This is a genomic window from Streptomyces sp. NPDC002809 (assembly GCF_040295435.1).
GTDB lineage: Bacteria > Actinomycetota > Actinomycetes > Streptomycetales > Streptomycetaceae > Streptomyces.
The window spans coordinates 53,366-69,079 of sequence record NZ_JBEOVJ010000027.1 but is presented as its reverse complement, the minus strand read 5'-3'; the positions used below and the strand labels follow the sequence as shown (position 1 = coordinate 69,079).

Sequence of the window (15,714 nt, the reverse complement as noted above, 5' to 3'; positions counted from 1 at the left end):
ACGACGAGGAGACGCCGATGCCCCCAGGCATCACGACGCTTGCAGCAGACGCCCCGACGCTGTCTGCCGCCAACACCGGGTTCATGCTCATCTGTTCGGCCCTGGTGATGCTCATGACCCCGGCCCTGGCCTTCTTCTACGGAGGCATGGTCCGCGTCAAGAGCACCCTCAACATGCTGATGATGAGCTTCATCAGCCTCGGGATCGTCACGATCCTGTGGGTGCTCTACGGATTCAGCCTCGCCTTCGGCACCGACGCCGGCTCGATCATCGGATGGAGCCAGGACTTCGTCGGCCTCAGCGGGATCGGCGTCACGGAACTCTGGGACGGCTACACCATCCCGGTGTACGTCTTCGCCGTGTTCCAGCTGATGTTCGCCGTGCTCACCCCGGCCCTGATAAGCGGTGCCCTCGCCGACCGGGTCAAGTTCACCTCGTGGGCGCTCTTCATCACCCTCTGGGTCACCGTCGTCTACTTCCCGGTCGCGCACTGGGTCTGGGGCGCGGGCGGCTGGCTCTTCGAGCTCGGCGTCATCGACTTCGCCGGCGGTACCGCCGTCCACATCAACGCGGGTGCCGCGGCCCTCGGCGTGATCCTCGTCATCGGCAAGCGCGTCGGCTTCAAGAAGGACCCGATGCGGCCGCACAGCCTGCCGCTCGTCATGCTCGGCGCCGGTCTGCTCTGGTTCGGCTGGTTCGGCTTCAACGCCGGCTCGTGGCTTGGCAACGACGACGGCGTCGGCGCGGTCATGTTCGTCAACACACAGGTCGCCACCGCCGCGGCGATGCTCGCCTGGCTCGGCTACGAGAAGCTTCGCCACGGCTCCTTCACCACGCTCGGTGCCGCCTCCGGCGCCGTCGCCGGACTCGTCGCCATCACCCCGGCGGGCGGCGCGGTCAGCCCGCTCGGTGCCATCGCCGTCGGTGCCATCGCCGGTGTGCTGTGCGCCATGGCGGTCGGTCTCAAGTACAAGCTCGGCTACGACGACTCCCTGGACGTCGTCGGCGTCCACCTCGTCGGCGGTGTCGTCGGCTCCCTGCTCATCGGCTTCTTCGCCACCGGCGGAGTCCAGTCCGACGCCAAGGGCCTCTTCTACGGCGGCGGTCTCGACCAGCTCGGCAAGCAGGCCGTCGGTGTCTTCGCGGTCCTCGCGTACTCTCTGGTCGTCTCCGCGATCCTCGCCTTCCTGCTCGACAAGACGATCGGGATGCGGGTCGAGGAGGACGACGAGGTCTCCGGTATCGACCAGGTCGAGCACGCCGAGACGGCGTACGACTTCAGCGGCGCCGGCGGCGGTGCGGCCTCGCGCACCGCACCTCCCGCGCCCGGCACCACGGCAGCCCCGACGAACAAGAAGGTGGACGCATGAAGCTCATCACCGCAGTCGTGAAGCCCCACCGGCTTGACGAGATCAAGGAGGCCCTCCAGGCCTTCGGCGTCCAGGGCCTCACGGTCACGGAAGCCAGCGGCTACGGGCGTCAGCGCGGCCACACCGAGGTCTACCGGGGTGCCGAGTACACCGTCGACCTCGTCCCGAAGATCCGCATCGAGGTCCTGGTCGAGGACGAGGACTCCGAACAGCTCATCGACGTCGTCGTGAAGGCCGCCCGGACCGGCAAGATCGGTGACGGCAAGGTCTGGAGCGTCCCGGTCGAGACCGCGATCCGCGTACGCACCGGGGAACGCGGCCCGGACGCACTCTGACCGACTGTTCCGCATACGGAAAGGCAGCTGGGTGACGAGCACCGAAGTGACCACCGAATCCGAGGACTCGGGACCCAGCGGCTACGCGGCGGCCCGGCTGCGCCTTCTCCAGGAGAAGGCGCAGTCCGGGCCGCCGCGCCGTGCGGCCCTCGCCTCGCTCACCGACGAGTGGCTGACCGCCCTCTTCACCGCCGCGGCCGAACAGGCCGGCGTCCGGGGCGCCGCCCTCGTCGCCGTCGGCGGCTACGGCCGCGGCGAGCTCTCCCCGCGCAGCGACCTCGACCTCCTCCTCCTGCACGACGGCAGCGCCGACGCCGGAGCGGTCGCGGCCCTCGCCGACCGCGTCTGGTACCCCGTCTGGGACCTGGGCCTCGCCCTCGACCACTCCGTACGCACCCCGGCCGAAGCCCGCAAGACGGCCGGGGAGGACCTCAAGGTCCAGCTCGGCCTGCTCGACGCCCGGCCCGTCGCCGGGGACCTCGGACTCGTCGCCTCCCTGCGCACCGCGATCCTCGCCGACTGGCGGAACCTCGCCCCCAAGCGCCTGCCCGCCCTCGACGAGCTCTGCCGCGAACGGGCCGAGCGCCAGGGCGAGCTCCAGTTCCTCCTGGAACCCGACCTCAAGGAGGCCCGGGGCGGACTGCGAGACGCCACCGCTCTGCGCGCCGTGGCCGCCTCCTGGGTCGCCGACGCCCCCCGCGAAGGCCTCGCCGAGGCCCGCCGGGTCCTCCTCGACGCCCGCGACGCCCTCCACCTCACGACCGGCCGTGCCACCGACCGCCTGGCCCTCCAGGAGCAGGACCAGGTCGCCGCCTCCCTCGGCCTTCTCGACGCCGACGCGCTGCTGCGCCAGGTGTACGAGGCCGCACGCACCGTCTCGTACGCCACCGACGTCACCTGGCGCGAGGTCAACCGGGTGCTGCGGGCCCGTTCGGTCCGCCCCCGGCTGCGCGCCATGCTCGGCGGCGGGAGGGCCCCGGCCACCGACCGCACCCCGCTCGCCGACGGCGTCGTCGAGGCCGACGGCGAGGTCGTCCTCGCCCGCACGGCCCGGCCCGAACGCGACCCGGTCCTCGTCCTGCGCGCCGCCGCGGCCGCTGCCCAGTCCGAGCTGCCGCTCTCCCGCCACGTCGTACGCCACCTCGCCACCGCAGCCAAGCCGCTGCCGGTGCCCTGGCCGGCCGAGGCCCGGGAGGAACTCGTCACGCTCCTCGGCGCGGGCGAGGCGACCGTCCCCGTCTGGGAGGCCCTGGAAGCGGAGGGGCTCATCACCCGGCTCCTGCCCGACTGGGAACGGGTCCACTGCCGGCCCCAGCGCAACCCCGTCCACACCTGGACCGTCGACCGCCACCTCGTCGAGGCGGCCGTCCGCGCCTCCTCCCTCACCCGCCGCGTCGGCCGGCCCGACCTCCTGCTCGTCGCCGCGCTGCTCCACGACATCGGAAAGGGCTGGCCGGGCGACCACTCCGTCGCCGGTGAGGTCATCGCCCGCGACATGGCCGCCCGGATCGGCTTCGACCAGCACGACGTGGGCGTCATCGCCACCCTCGTACGTCACCATCTGCTGCTCATCGAGACCGCCACCCGCCGCGACCTCGACGACCCGGCCACCGTCCGCTCCGTCGCCACCGCCGTGGGGAGCGCAGCCACCCTGGAGCTCCTGCACGCACTCACCGAGGCCGACGCGCTCGCCACCGGGCCCGCCGCCTGGTCCACCTGGCGCGCCTCCCTCGTCGCCGACCTCGTCAAACGCGTCGCGGCGGTCCTCGCCGGCGAGGCGCCCGATGAACCGGAGCCCGCGGCGCCCAGCGCCGAACAGGAGCGCCTGGCCATCGAGGCCCTGCGCACAGGTGAACCGGTCCTCGCCCTGCACGCCCAGGCGGAGACCCCGCACGAGGACGGCGGCCCCGAACCCGTCGGCGTCGAACTCCTCATCGCCCTCCCGGACCGGCCCGGCGTCCTCCCCGCCGCCGCCGGGGTCCTCGCCCTGCACCGCCTCACCGTCCGCGCCGCGGACCTGCGGGCCGTGGAGCTACCCACCGAACTCGGCGAGACCGCGGACCTGCTGCTGCTCAGCTGGCGTGTCGCGGCCGAGTACGGCTCCCTGCCCCAGGCCGCCCGGCTGCGCGCCGACCTCGTACGCGCCCTGGACGGCTCTCTGGACATCCGGGCCCGCCTGGCCGAGCGGGAGGCCGCCTACCCGAGGCGCCGCGGGGTGAAGGCCCCGCCGCCGAGGGTGACGGTCGCGGCCGCCGGTTCGCAGCTGGCCACGGTGATCGAGGTACGCGCCCAGGATGCCCCCGGCCTGCTGCACCGGATCGGCCGGGCGCTGGAACAGAGCGCGGTACGGGTGCGCAGCGCGCACGTGTCAACGCTGGGGGCGAACGCGGTGGACACGGTCTACGTCACGGACGCGGAGGGCGATCCGCTCTCCGCGGAGCGGGCCGCGGAGCTGGCCCGGGAGATCGAGAAGGCGCTCGGCTGAGCCGGACGCCGGGGAACGCGGAGCCCCGGTCCTGCACGTAAACCGGGCGAGGGCTTTGCGTTCCCCGGCGTCCGGATACCCTGGGGGACGACTACCTGCCCCCGCCCCCGACCCTGAGGACCGACGAGCGCCGTGTTCGATACTCTCTCCGACCGCCTTGCCGCGACTTTCAAGAACCTCAGGGGCAAGGGCCGCTTGTCCGAGGCGGACATCGACGCCACGGCTCGCGAGATCCGTATCGCCCTGCTGGAAGCCGATGTCGCGCTCCCCGTCGTCCGGTCCTTCATCGCCAAGGTCAAGGAGCGGGCGCGCGGCGTCGAGGTCTCCCAGGCGCTGAACCCCGCGCAGCAGATGATCAAGATCGTCAACGAGGAGCTCGTCTCCATCCTCGGTGGCGAGACCCGTCGGCTGCGGTTCGCGAAGACCGCGCCCACCGTGATCATGCTGGCCGGCCTCCAGGGCGCCGGTAAGACGACCCTCGCCGGAAAGCTCGGCGTCTGGCTCAAGGGCCAGGGCCATTCCCCGCTGCTCGTCGCCTGTGACCTCCAGCGCCCCAACGCCGTGAACCAGCTGAGCGTCGTCGCCGACCGTGCCGGTGTCGCGGTGTACGCGCCGGAGCCGGGCAACGGCGTCGGTGACCCGGTCCAGGTCGCCAAGGACTCGATCGAGTACGCCCGGACCAAGCAGTTCGACGTCGTCGTCGTCGACACCGCCGGCCGCCTCGGTATCGACCAGGAGCTGATGCAGCAGGCCGCGGACATCCGCGACGCCGTCAACCCCGACGAGATCCTCTTCGTCGTCGACGCGATGATCGGCCAGGACGCGGTCAACACCGCCGAGGCCTTCCGCGACGGCGTCGGCTTCGACGGCGTGGTGCTCTCCAAGCTCGACGGCGACGCCCGCGGTGGTGCGGCCCTGTCGATCGCCCACGTCACGGGCAAGCAGATCATGTTCGCGTCGAACGGTGAGAAGCTCGAGGACTTCGACGCCTTCCACCCCGACCGCATGGCGTCACGCATCCTCGACATGGGTGACCTGCTCACCCTGATCGAGCAGGCGGAGAAGACCTTCAGCCAGGAAGAGGCCGCTCAAATGGCCTCCAAGCTGGCGTCCAGCAAGGGCGGGAAGGACTTCACGCTCGACGACTTCCTGGCCCAGATGGAGCAGGTCCGGAAGATGGGCTCCATCTCCAAGCTGCTCGGGATGCTGCCCGGCATGGGGCAGATCAAGGACCAGATCAACAACATCGACGAGCGCGACGTCGACCGCACCGCAGCCATCATCAAGTCGATGACCCCGAAGGAGCGCGCCGAGCCGACGATCATCAACGGCTCGCGGCGTGCCCGTATCGCCAAGGGTTCCGGTGTCGAGGTCAGCGCCGTGAAGAACCTGGTCGAGCGGTTCTTCGAGGCCCGCAAGATGATGTCGAAGATGGCACAGGGCGGCGGCATGCCGGGGATGCCCGGGATGCCGGGCATGGGCGGCGGCCCCGGTCGGCAGAAGAAGCAGGTCAAGCAGGCCAAGGGCAAGCGCAAGAGCGGTAACCCGATGAAGCGCAAGGCCGAGGAGCAGGCCGAGGCGGCCCGCCGCGAACAGGCGGCCCAGGGCGGCGCGCTCGGTCTGCCGGCCGGTCAGGAAGCCAAGAACTTCGAGCTGCCGGACGAGTTCAAGAAGTTCATGGGCTGAGCAGCCCGCCGAGTCACGTCCCGAGGGGGCGCCCGCTTCACGGCGGGCGCCCCCTCGGGCGTGTGCGCGAGGGGGCGAGGTCCCTCCATGGGCCCAGCGGACCGCCGCTCCGAGGGCTTCGCCCGCATATCTCCCTTAATGTCGGCTCAATGGCTGTCGGCAGAGGAGACCGCGTGACCAATCCCGTACCTCCCCGCGACCGCACCGACCAGCCCTGGCGCTCCGAGGGCGCGCCGAAGCCACCGCCACCGGGCCGGAAGATGCCGGGAGGCTGGGGCGGACTCCTGCTGACCGCGCTGGCCGTGTATCTGATCGCCAATCTGGTGCTGTCGTTCTTCAACGGAAAGAACGAGCCGACGATCGCCTACACGGAGTTCAGCAAGCAGGTCACCTCCGGCAACGTCTCCAAGATCTACTCCAAGGGCGATGCCATCCAGGGGCAGCTGAAGAAGGAGGCGAAGGTCCCGGGCAGCGACGAGAAGTACACCAAGTTCGTCACCCAGCGGCCCGCCTTCGCCGATGACAACCTCTGGGGGGAGCTGGTCAAGGACAACGTCACGGTCACCGCCGAACCGGTCGTCCAGGAGCGCAGCTTCCTCGCCAACCTGCTGATCTCGCTGGCACCGATGCTGTTGCTCGTCCTGCTGTGGGTGTTCATCGCCCGGCGGATGTCGCGCGGTGGGATGGGTGGCGGAATGGGCGGCTTCGGCCGCAAGGCCCCGCCCAAACCGGTCGAGCTGGAGGGGGACCGGCGTACGACGTTCAAGGACGTGGCGGGCATCGACGAGGTGGAGGGGGAGCTCAACGATGTCGTCGACTTCCTGAAGAACCCGGATGCCTACCGGAGGATGGGCGCCAGGATGCCCGGGGGAGTGCTGCTCGCGGGCCCTCCCGGCACCGGCAAGACGCTGCTGGCGAGAGCGGTTGCGGGAGAGGCGGAGGTGCCGTTCTTCTCGGCCTCGGCATCCGAGTTCATCGAGATGATCGTGGGCGTCGGCGCGGGCCGGGTCCGGGAGCTCTTCGCCGAGGCGCGCAAGGTCGCCCCCGCCATCGTGTTCATCGACGAGATCGACACCATCGGACGGGCCCGCGGCGGCGGCTCGGGCATGGGCGGGCACGACGAGCGCGAGCAGACGCTCAACCAGATCCTCACGGAGATGGACGGCTTCTCCGGCTCCGAGGGTGTGGTGGTGCTCGCGGCCACCAACCGCGCCGACGTACTCGACCCGGCGCTCACCCGGCCCGGCCGCTTCGACCGGATTGTCCAGGTCAGCCCGCCGGACAAGAACGGCCGGGAGGCGATTCTGGAGATCCACACCCGGAAGATCCCGATGGCCGGGGACGTGGACCTGGCCCAGGTGGCCCGTACGACCCCGGGAATGACCGGCGCCGATCTCGCCAACCTCGCCAACGAAGCAGCGCTCCTCGCCGTGAAGCGGGGGCAGCCGGAGGTGAACGGCGCCGATTTCTCGGACGCGCTGGAGAAGGTCCAGCTGGGGGCGGAGCGCTCGCTCGTCATGTCGGACGAGGAGCGCCGCCGGACGGCGTTCCACGAAAGCGGGCACGCGCTGCTGGGCATGCTCCAGCCGGGCTCGGACCCGGTCCGCAAGGTCACCATCGTGCCGCGCGGCCGGGCGCTGGGCGTCACCCTCTCGACGCCGGACGCCGACAAGTACGCGTACACCGAGGAGTACCTGCGCGGCCGGATCATCGGCGCGCTCGGCGGCATGGCGGCCGAGCAGGTGGTGTTCGGCGTCATCACCACCGGTGCGGAGAGCGATCTGGAGCAGGTGACCAACCTGGCCAGGGGCATGGTGGGCCGCTGGGGCATGAGCCACAAGGTCGGCCGGCTCACGGCGATCCCGGGTGATGCACAGCAGGCGTACGGACTCTCGGCAGCACCGGCGACGCTGGACGCGGTGGACGGTGAGATGCGGCGCATCGTCGACGAGTGCTACGAGGAGGCATGCCGGCTGCTGCGTGAGAACCGGGACCGGCTGGACTCCCTGGCCACGGCGCTGCTGGCGAACGAGACCCTGGACGAAGCGGACGCCTACCGGGCGGCCGGGATCACCCGGCTGATGAAGTAGCCGCTTCGATGGCGACGGGCGGGTACGGAGCGACTCCCGGGGCCGGCCCGGCGTGACTCCGGAGGGCAGGCCCGCGCGGACCTGCCCTCCGGAGTCACGCGGCGTGAAGTTCTGCGGCGTGAGGTTCTGCGGCGTGAGGTTCTGGAGGACGCGGGGCTTCTGTGCCGTGAGGTCCCGCGTCGTGAGGTCCTACGTCGTGCAGACGAGGTAGCGGAACACGTTGGGCATCCAGACCGTGCCGTCCCGGCGCAGGTGCGGATGCAGGGCCTCCGCCACCTCCTTCTCCACCTGGGACCGGTCCGTCGCCTCCACCGCGGCGTCGAAGAGCCGCGTCGACAGCAGGCCGCGTACGGCGCTGTCGACGTCCGCGTAGCCGAACGGGCACGCCACCCGCCCCGAACCGTCCGGCTTCAGCCCCGCCCGGAACGCCACGTTCTCCAGATCGTCCCGCCGCGCTCCGCGCCGGCTCGCGGCCCGCGGTGTTCCCGAGCCCTCCGCCAGCCGGGTCGCCACACGCAGTACGGCATCGGTGGCGCACCGCTCGGGCGGCCCCCAGCCGGTCAGGACGACCGTGCTGCGCCGGCCGGCCGGGGGCACCGCGGTGCCGAGCGTCCGCACCAGTTCCTCCCCGTCGTCGGGGGAGCAGCCGATCGGGGTGAACGCGGTGATCAGGTTGTAGGGCTCGTGGCCGGCCGCCGTGCCCGGGAGGGACTCCAGGAGCTGCGGTCCGGCGGTCCCGGGCACGTGCTCGTACTCCGGGCCGGCCAGCAGCCGGATCCGGGCGAGCGCCAGACGTTCGAGGTCGGGGTCGACCCCGGTGACGCGTGCCCCGCGGCCGGCCGCGATCAGCAGCGCGAGTCCGGAGCCGCAGCCGAGCGAGAGCATCTGCGTGGCGGGTCCGACTTCGAGCCGTGTGTACACCGCCTCGTAGAGCGGCGCGAGCATCCGCTCCTGGATCTCGGCCCAGTCACGGGCGCGGGAGCCGGTGTCCACGGGCGCGGACGACTTCGCCTGCGTGTGGTGCCGGACGAGCGTTGGTGTCATGGAATGCGCCCCAATCCGCCGAGATGCCGGTCATACCGATGGGTCGTACCTGATGGACGATCTCCCCGTGGCCGTACGTCCGCGCTTCCCCCGTATGCCAGAGAACTGCGCATCGGCCGCCGCGGCCAGGGGTCTGCGGGCCATGGTTGCCCGCGGCGGTGGCCGGCGATGCGCCCGGACCGGAACGCCTGCAGGGCGTCGCGGCCCGGGGGTTGTGCTTCCCGTGCTGCGGTCCCAGTCTCACCCGGCGCGCGGGGGTGGGCACGTCGAGCGCTCGGCGCCGGGCCACGCGGGGGCTGCGGCGCTGCTCGGGGGAGGGACGAGGGGGCGGGCGGTGCGCCGGGTACTGTCGGTTACCGCGCCCGGCGCCCGCACCGGCAGTGGGGGGCGTACGCGCTGTCTACGCGCTCGGGCGTACGCGGCGCTACGTACCACCTTGGTGCGAGCTGTGAGTCTTCTCCGCAGATCAGCGCACCCGCCCTCGTCAGGACGCATGAATGGCAACTGACTGGTACGTGCAAAATATTTGGGATGGCCCGGAATCGGAACACCGGGGCACTCGCGCTCGTTGTCACGACGTGAGCACGACACCACCTGTACTTGCCGCAGAGCTGGCACAGGCGTGGGCCGACATTCAGCGGTACCACTCCGAGCTGCCCGATCTAGCCGCGCCCGAGTCCCTGATCGGAGAGTCCTCGTCCGCCTGTGGCGCCGAACTCTCCTTCGAGCGACTGCTCCATGAGGCAGTCCATGGCATTGCCGCCGCCCGAGGTGTCCGCGACACCTCGCGCGCCGGCCGATACCACAACCGTCGATTCCTCGCGATCGCCGAGGAGCTGGGCCTCGATCACGCCGAGGAGCCCCACCCCAGCAGTGGCTTCTCGCTGGTCACGCTCAACCCCGAAGCCAAGCGCCGGTACCGGCCGACGATGGAACGGCTGCAGCGCGCCCTCAAGGCGCACAGCGTCGCCACCGCAGCCGACACCAAGCGCTCCTTCCGCGGGCCCGCGGCCCGGCACGGCTCCTCCGGAGGAGGCGTGCGGGTCAAGGCCGTCTGCGACTGCGGTCGCAATGTGCGCGTCGTCCCGTCGGTCCTCGCGCAGGCGCCGATCGTCTGCGGTGGCTGCGGAAAGCCGTTCCGGATCCCGGAAGCAGTGGTCGCGGTGGGGTGAGGCGATGTGGTGTGGCACAATGGCTAGCTGTACTCGACAGTCGCATAGGACCCCTCTCTCCTCCGGCTGACGCGTCCATCGGGCACTCCGAGTACCGCAACCCCACGTGGCATCTTGTTGTGCCCAACCACGTCATAGACCAGGAGACACCACTTCCGTGGCAGTCAAGATCAAGCTGAAGCGTCTGGGCAAGATCCGTTCGCCTCACTACCGCATCGTCGTCGCCGACTCCCGTACCCGCCGTGATGGTCGGGCCATCGAGGAGATCGGCCTGTACCACCCGGTGCAGAACCCCTCGCGCATCGAGGTCAACGCAGAGCGCGCGCAGTACTGGCTCTCCGTCGGCGCCCAGCCGACCGAGCCGGTTCTCGCCATCCTGAAGCTCACCGGTGACTGGCAGGCGCACAAGGGCCTCCCGGCCCCCGCGCCGCTGCTGCAGCCGGAGCCCAAGCCTGACAAGCGCGCCCTGTTCGAGGCCCTCACCAAGGACGCCGGCGAGGAGTCCAAGGGCGAGGCCATCACGCAGAAGGCGAAGAAGGCCGACAAGAAGGCGGACGAGGCTGCTGACGCAGCTGCGCCCGCCGAGTCGACCGAGGCCTGAGCATGCTCGAGGAGGCTCTCGAGCACCTCGTGAAAGGCATCGTTGACAACCCCGACGACGTGCAGGTCGCCTCGCGTGATCTGCGCCGTGGACGCGTGCTCGAGGTTCGGGTTCATCCCGATGACCTCGGCAAGGTGATCGGCCGTAACGGCCGCACCGCACGTGCGCTGCGTACCGTCGTGGGCGCCATCGGCGGCCGTGGTATCCGCGTCGACCTCGTCGATGTGGATCAGGTTCGCTGACAGAGTTGAACACCGGCACGGGCCGGGGAGGGCCATGCGCCCACCCCGGCCCGTCGTCGTACGACAGGAGAGACACAAGGTGCAGTTGGTAGTCGCGCGGATCGGTCGCGCCCACGGCATCAAGGGTGAGGTCACCGTCGAGGTGCGCACGGACGAGCCGGAGCTCCGGCTCGGGCCCGGCGCCGTACTGGCCACCGAGCCGGCCTCGACGGGGCCGCTGACGATCGAGACCGGCCGGGTGCACAGCGGCAGGCTGCTGCTGCGATTCGAGGGCGTACGGGACCGTACGGCCGCCGAGGCGCTGCGTAACACGCTGCTGATCGCCGATGTGGATCCGGAGGAGCTCCCGGAGGATCCGGAGGAGTTCTACGACCATCAGCTGATGGACCTGGACGTGGTCCTCGCCGACGGCACCGAGATCGGCCGGATCACCGAGATCACGCACCTGCCGTCCCAGGACCTCTTCATCGTGGAGCGTCCCGACGGCACCGAGGTCATGATCCCGTTCGTCGAGGAGATCGTCGGCGAGATCGACCTGGAGGAGCAGCGCGTGGTGATCACGCCGCCGCCGGGTCTGATCGACGAGAGCCAGGCGATCGTGGTGTCCACGCGTGACGAGGAGGCGGCGGCCGAGTCCGGGGCCGGGTCTTCCGAGGAGGGTTCCACCGAACCCGGGAAAGACGTCTGATGCGGCTCGACGTCGTCACGATCTTCCCCGAGTACCTGGAACCGCTGAACGTCTCGCTCGTGGGCAAGGCCCGTGCCCGCGGACGCCTCGGTGTGCATGTGCACGATCTGCGGGAGTGGACGTACGACCGCCACAACACGGTCGACGACACCCCCTACGGCGGTGGTCCCGGCATGGTCATGAAGACCGAGCCGTGGGGCGACGCGCTGGACGAGGTCCTGGCGGACGGGTACGAGTCCGGGGCGCACTCCCCGGTGCTCGTGGTGCCCACGCCGAGCGGCCGGCCCTTCGGCCAGGAGCTGGCCGTCGAGCTTTCCGAGCGGCCCTGGCTGATCTTCACCCCGGCCCGCTACGAGGGCATCGACCGGCGGGTGACGGAGGAGTATGCCACCAGGATGCCGGTCGTCGAGGTGTCCATCGGCGACTACGTGCTGGCCGGCGGTGAAGCCGCGGTGCTGGTGATCACGGAGGCGGTGGCCCGGCTGCTGCCCGGCGTACTCGGCAACGCCGAATCGCACCGGGACGACTCCTTCGCGCCCGGGGCGATGGCCAACCTGCTGGAGGGTCCCGTCTACACCAAGCCGCCCGAGTGGCGTGGCCGGGGGATCCCGGACGTACTGCTCAGCGGCCATCACGGGCGGATCGCGCGCTGGCGCCGGGACGAGGCCTTCCGTCGAACCGCACTCAACCGGCCCGATCTGATCGAGCGTTGCGAGGCGACGGCCTTCGACAAGAAGGACCGCGAGATGCTCTCCATCCTCGGCTGGTCACCGGAGCCCGGCGGCCGATTTTGGCGCAGGCCCCAAGCCGTGGAACAATAGGCGACTGCTGTACGTCCGCGTGCGCCCCTGCCACAGGGGGAAAGACGCCCGTCCGACGCGATCAGCACCCCGAACTCATCACACTCTCCCGTCGATGACCTGTGGCATCGGCGAAGAAAGCAGACACCATGGCTTCCCTGCTCGATGACGTCAACGCCGCATCGCTGCGTACCGACGTCCCGGCGTTCCGCCCCGGCGACACCGTCAACGTCCACGTCCGCGTGATCGAGGGCAACCGCTCCCGTATCCAGCAGTTCAAGGGCATTGTCATCCGTCGCCAGGGTGCGGGCATCAGCGAGACCTTCACGGTCCGCAAGGTCTCCTTCAGCGTCGGCGTCGAGCGCACCTTCCCGGTGCACAGCCCGATCTTCGAGAAGATCGAGCTCGTCACCCGCGGTGACGTCCGTCGCGCCAAGCTGTACTTCCTCCGTGAGCTGCGCGGCAAGGCCGCGAAGATCAAGGAGAAGCGCGACCGCTGAGCTGACTCCCTCGTCCACAGGACGGCCGGATAAGCTCTGGCCCCGATGGACACGGAAGCAAAGCCCCAGGAGCGCGACCGCTCCTCCGCACCCGCTACGGGACCGGAGGAGAGGTCGCGCTCTTCGCGTATCCCGAGCCGGTGGGCTGCCTCGATGTCGTGGCGCCGAACCCTTGCGCTCGGTGCCGTCTGCTCGGTCGCTGTGCTCCTCTTCAGCAACTTCGTGGTGCAGCCCTTCCTGATCCCCAGTGGCTCGATGGAGTCCACGCTGCAGGTCGGGGACCGGGTGCTCGTCAACAAATTGGCGTACCGTTTCGGCTCCGTACCTCAGCGCGGCGACGTGGTGGTGTTCGACGGCACCGGCTCGTTCGTCCAGGAGACGCCGCCCGAGAACCCCGTGACCGGGCTGCTGCGCGGCGCGGCGGCTTCGCTCGGGCTCGCGGAGCCCGCCGAGACCGACTTCGTGAAGCGAGTGGTGGGCGTGGGGGGTGACCGGGTGGTCTGCTGCGACAAACGCGGAAGGGTCGAGGTGAACGGTCGGGCCGTGGACGAGGACTACCTGTTCGCGGGGGACACGGCGTCCCGGGTGCCCTTCGACATCGTCGTGCCGGACGGCACGCTGTGGATGATGGGCGACCACCGGAGCAATTCCCGTGACTCCCGCGATCACCTGGGTGAGCCGGGCGGCGGCATGGTGCCCGTCGACAAGGTGATCGGCCGCGCCGACTGGTTCGGCTGGCCGCTGGGCCGTCTGGGGTCCGTTCCGGACACCGACGCATTCGACGGAATCCCGGCGCCCGGTCCGGCGCATGGGTAACCGCGGGCGGAGGCACGACGCCGCGGATCCGGAGATTCCGCTGCCCACCGGCACCCGGCCGACGGCCGCGCGCTCGCTGCCCACTCGCGCCGAGCGGCGCAAGCTGGCCCGCAAGGTGAAGCGGAAGCGGCGCAGGTCGGCGGTGAGGGAGATACCCCTGCTCATCACCGTCGCACTGGTGATCGCGCTCGTCCTCAAGACCTTTCTGGTCCAGGCCTTCGTGATTCCGTCGGGGTCGATGGAACAGACCATCCGGATCGGTGACCGGGTGCTCGTCGACAAGCTGACGCCCTGGTTCGGCTCCAAGCCGCAGCGTGGCGACGTCGTCGTGTTCAAGAATCCTTCGGACTGGCCGCCGCCGAACCCGGTGGGGGAAGTCGAGGAGTCACCTGTCGTCATCAAGCAGGTGAAGGAGGTGCTGACCTTCATCGGGCTGCTCCCCTCCGACGACGAGCAGGATCTGATCAAGCGGGTGGTCGCTGTCGGCGGTGACACGGTGAGGTGCTGCGAGAAGGACGGCAGGCTCATCGTCAACGGGGTCGCGGTCGACGAGCCCTACGTCTTTCCCGGCGATTCGCCCTCCACGATCAAATTCGAGGTAAAGGTTCCAGCCGGAAGAATCTTCGTGATGGGGGACCATCGCTCCAATTCTGCCGATTCGCGATTCCACCTGGACAAGACGGGTAACGGCACGGTTTCCGAGGATGCGGTCGTGGGACGGGCCGTGGTGATCGCCTGGCCCTTCGGGCACTGGCATGAACTGGAGGAACGTTCGACGTTCTCCTCCGTCCCGGACGCGCGCGCCGGGACGGCGGCTGCCCCCGGACCGTCGAATAGTGTGTCCCCGGATCCCAACGGAATGATCCGGCTCCCGACCCCTGCGGAACTCCCGCTCGTTATGGGAGTGGTGGGCCTGCACCGGCTAGGGCGCAGGCGGTGGCACGGAATAAGGAGTGGATGTGGGGGATTTGGCGGTCGGCGCACGATCCGGACACGGCGAACCCGAGGACCGGCCGGACAAACCGGGGAATGCCGAGCCCGCCGGGACGACGGCGGACTCGACGGAGAGTGACGTCGGCTCATCGAGCGGCGGCAGCACGGCGCAGAAGAAGCCCCGCTCCTTCTGGAAGGAGCTGCCCCTCCTCATCGGTATCGCGCTCATCCTCGCGCTGCTGATCAAGACGTTTCTCGTGCAGGCGTTCTCGATCCCTTCGGACTCGATGCAGAACACGCTCCAGCGGGGCGACCGGGTGCTGGTGGACAAGCTGACGCCGTGGTTCGGCGCTGAGCCCGAGCGCGGGGAAGTGGTCGTCTTCCACGACCCGGGCGGCTGGCTGGAGGACACGGCGGCACCCGACCCGAACGTGGTGCAGAAGTTCCTGAGCTTCATCGGTCTGATGCCGTCGGCCGAGGAGAAGGACCTGATCAAGCGCGTCATCGCGATCGGCGGTGACACGGTGGAGTGCAAGAAGAACGGGCCGGTCACGGTCAACGGCAAGGCGTTGGACGACAAGTCGTTCATCTTCGAGGGCAACACCGCCTGCAACGACGAGCCGTTCGGACCGATCAAGATTCCCAAGGACCGTATCTGGGTGATGGGCGACCACCGCCAGAACTCCCTCGACTCCCGCTATCACCAGGCGCTGCCGGGCGGCGGCACCGTCTCGACCGACGAGGTGGTGGGCCGGGCCGTGGTCATCGCATGGCCGATCAACCGCTGGGCGACCCTGCCGATCCCGAAGACCTTCGACCAGCCGGGGCTGAACGCCGCGATGGCCGCGGCGCCCGGTGCGATCGGCATCGCCGGGGCTGTGCCGCTCGTGCTCTGGCGACGCCGGCGGGCCGCGCTCGATTCCGGCCGTCAGTAGTGGATGGCGGCTCGATG

Annotated in this window: 15 protein-coding genes; 14 read left to right on the top strand and 1 reads right to left on the bottom strand. The window is 70.1% G+C overall.

Translation table 11 applies throughout. The features are described 5' to 3' along the window. Positions 1–17: 17 nt before the first annotated feature. The 5 genes from ABT025_RS18255 to ftsH all read left to right on the top strand — a co-directional run bounded on the left by ABT025_RS18255 (position 18) and on the right by ftsH (position 7,966). On the top strand, positions 18–1,370 hold the full coding sequence (locus ABT025_RS18255) for an ammonium transporter (RefSeq protein ID WP_350995125.1): 1,353 nt from the start codon (positions 18–20) through the stop codon (positions 1,368–1,370). Next, on the top strand, positions 1,367–1,705 hold the full coding sequence (locus ABT025_RS18250; RefSeq protein ID WP_136330688.1) for a P-II family nitrogen regulator: 339 nt from the start codon (positions 1,367–1,369) through the stop codon (positions 1,703–1,705). The genes ABT025_RS18255 and ABT025_RS18250 overlap by 4 nt, the downstream gene beginning before the upstream one ends. Before the next feature lie 31 nt (positions 1,706–1,736). Further along, positions 1,737–4,190: a [protein-PII] uridylyltransferase gene (locus tag ABT025_RS18245; RefSeq protein ID WP_350995123.1), complete on the top strand. Its 2,454-nt coding sequence runs from the start codon at positions 1,737–1,739 to the stop codon at positions 4,188–4,190. A 132-nt stretch (positions 4,191–4,322) separates the two neighbouring features. Beyond that, positions 4,323–5,876 (top strand): signal recognition particle protein, encoded by a 1,554-nt coding sequence (gene ffh, locus ABT025_RS18240; protein WP_350995120.1) that lies wholly within the window; start codon positions 4,323–4,325, stop codon positions 5,874–5,876. Between the two features lie 173 nt (positions 5,877–6,049). Further along, positions 6,050–7,966 carry an ATP-dependent zinc metalloprotease FtsH gene (gene ftsH / locus ABT025_RS18235; protein ID WP_350995118.1) on the top strand — a complete coding sequence of 639 codons (1,917 nt, stop codon included), beginning with the start codon at positions 6,050–6,052 and terminating at the stop codon, positions 7,964–7,966. A 189-nt stretch (positions 7,967–8,155) separates the two neighbouring features. On the opposite strand, the gene ABT025_RS18230 is transcribed toward ftsH, so the two are convergent. Then, positions 8,156–9,010: a class I SAM-dependent methyltransferase gene (locus ABT025_RS18230; protein ID WP_350995116.1), complete on the bottom strand. Its 855-nt coding sequence runs from the start codon at positions 9,008–9,010 to the stop codon at positions 8,156–8,158. Between the two features lie 578 nt (positions 9,011–9,588). Here ABT025_RS18230 and ABT025_RS18225 point away from each other — a divergent pair. The 9 genes from ABT025_RS18225 (at position 9,589) to lepB (ABT025_RS18185) (ending at position 15,697) form a co-directional block, all read left to right on the top strand. Further along, complete coding sequence (locus ABT025_RS18225) at positions 9,589–10,182, top strand: hypothetical protein (protein WP_350995114.1); 594 nt, start codon at positions 9,589–9,591, stop codon at positions 10,180–10,182. A gap of 157 nt (positions 10,183–10,339) precedes the next feature. Next, positions 10,340–10,783 (top strand): 30S ribosomal protein S16, encoded by a 444-nt coding sequence (rpsP, locus tag ABT025_RS18220; RefSeq protein ID WP_136329608.1) that lies wholly within the window; start codon positions 10,340–10,342, stop codon positions 10,781–10,783. 2 nt (positions 10,784–10,785) lie between these two features. Next, positions 10,786–11,025, top strand: a complete 240-nt coding sequence (locus ABT025_RS18215) for an RNA-binding protein (protein WP_014153811.1) — start codon at positions 10,786–10,788, stop codon at positions 11,023–11,025. Between the two features lie 79 nt (positions 11,026–11,104). Further along, positions 11,105–11,713, top strand: coding sequence for a ribosome maturation factor RimM (rimM, locus tag ABT025_RS18210; RefSeq protein ID WP_350995111.1), 609 nt, complete (start codon positions 11,105–11,107; stop codon positions 11,711–11,713). Beyond that, a complete protein-coding gene (gene trmD, locus ABT025_RS18205; protein ID WP_350995109.1) occupies positions 11,713–12,534 on the top strand; it encodes a tRNA (guanosine(37)-N1)-methyltransferase TrmD in 822 nt (273 codons plus the stop codon). Before rimM ends, trmD begins: the two co-directional genes overlap by 1 nt. Positions 12,535–12,662: 128 nt before the next feature. After that, positions 12,663–13,013 (top strand): 50S ribosomal protein L19, encoded by a 351-nt coding sequence (gene rplS / locus ABT025_RS18200; RefSeq protein ID WP_350995107.1) that lies wholly within the window; start codon positions 12,663–12,665, stop codon positions 13,011–13,013. 45 nt (positions 13,014–13,058) lie between these two features. Beyond that, entirely contained in the window at positions 13,059–13,829 is a 771-nt protein-coding gene (gene lepB, locus ABT025_RS18195) for a signal peptidase I (protein ID WP_350995105.1), read from the top strand. Then, entirely contained in the window at positions 13,822–14,901 is a 1,080-nt protein-coding gene (lepB, locus tag ABT025_RS18190) for a signal peptidase I (RefSeq protein WP_350995103.1), read from the top strand. The genes lepB (ABT025_RS18195) and lepB (ABT025_RS18190) overlap by 8 nt, the downstream gene beginning before the upstream one ends. After that, a complete protein-coding gene (lepB, locus tag ABT025_RS18185) occupies positions 14,798–15,697 on the top strand; it encodes a signal peptidase I (RefSeq protein ID WP_350995169.1) in 900 nt (299 codons plus the stop codon). The genes lepB (ABT025_RS18190) and lepB (ABT025_RS18185) overlap by 104 nt, the downstream gene beginning before the upstream one ends. Positions 15,698–15,714: the final 17 nt, after the last annotated feature.

Excerpts from the sequence above, each read along its gene's own strand:
- ABT025_RS18255 (WP_350995125.1), top strand. The coding sequence starts at position 18 with ATGCCCCCAGGCATCACGACGCTTGCAGCAGACGCCCCGACGCTGTCT.
- ABT025_RS18250 (WP_136330688.1), top strand. The coding sequence starts at position 1,367 with ATGAAGCTCATCACCGCAGTCGTGAAGCCCCACCGGCTTGACGAGATC.
- ABT025_RS18230 (WP_350995116.1), bottom strand. The coding sequence starts at position 9,010 with ATGACACCAACGCTCGTCCGGCACCACACGCAGGCGAAGTCGTCCGCG.
- ABT025_RS18215 (WP_014153811.1), top strand. The coding sequence starts at position 10,786 with ATGCTCGAGGAGGCTCTCGAGCACCTCGTGAAAGGCATCGTTGACAAC.
- trmD (WP_350995109.1), top strand. The coding sequence starts at position 11,713 with ATGCGGCTCGACGTCGTCACGATCTTCCCCGAGTACCTGGAACCGCTG.
- rplS (WP_350995107.1), top strand. The coding sequence starts at position 12,663 with ATGGCTTCCCTGCTCGATGACGTCAACGCCGCATCGCTGCGTACCGAC.
- lepB (WP_350995105.1), top strand. The coding sequence starts at position 13,059 with ATGGACACGGAAGCAAAGCCCCAGGAGCGCGACCGCTCCTCCGCACCC.
- lepB (WP_350995103.1), top strand. The coding sequence starts at position 13,822 with ATGGGTAACCGCGGGCGGAGGCACGACGCCGCGGATCCGGAGATTCCG.